At 24.5% G+C, this 503-nt stretch carries 1 protein-coding gene and 1 pseudogene; both read left to right on the top strand.

The window, feature by feature from the left end; translation table 11 throughout:
* Positions 1-374: pseudogene (locus AZI32_RS17775) on the top strand (IS607 family transposase); the annotation flags it as partial.
* The coding region (locus AZI32_RS17770; RefSeq protein WP_206406662.1) for a helix-turn-helix domain-containing protein at positions 337-503 on the top strand (167 nt) is incomplete at its 3' end. The pseudogene AZI32_RS17775 and the gene AZI32_RS17770, both read left to right, overlap by 38 nt.

Here is a 503-nt window from a genome sequence, read left to right as displayed (position 1 = left end):
AAGAATTTTGCAAATGCTAAAGGTATTATTGTTGATGACGTTATATCTGATATAGGAAGTGGATTAAATTATAACCGGAAAAATGGAATAAACTTTTAGATGAATGTATGGAAAATAAAATTGATTCTATTTTAATAACTCATAAAGATAGATTTATACGTTTTGGTTACAATTGGTTTGAAAGATTTTTAGCAAAATTTGATGTTAAAATAATAGTTGTTAATGATGAAAGTCTTTCACCTCAATAAGAATTAGTTCAAGACATAATATCAATATTACATGTTTTTAGTTGCAGAATTTATGGTCTTAGAAAGTATAAGAAAAAGATTAAGGAGGATGAAGAAATTGAAAAGAGCTTACAAGATAGAGATTAAACCTACTTTAGCACAAAAAATAAAAATACATCAAACTATAGGCATATCAAGGTTTATATATAATTTCTATCTTGCTCATAATAAAGAAATTTATCAAAAAGAAAAAAGATTTGTAAGTGGAATGGATTT

Origin of the sequence: Clostridium sp. ATCC 25772 (genome assembly GCF_001573875.1) — a bacterium.
GTDB classification, from domain to species: domain Bacteria; phylum Bacillota; class Clostridia; order Clostridiales; family Clostridiaceae; genus Clostridium_J; species Clostridium_J senegalense.
The sequence above is the reverse complement of the archived record's forward strand: the minus strand, read 5'-3'. Positions and strand labels throughout refer to the sequence as shown.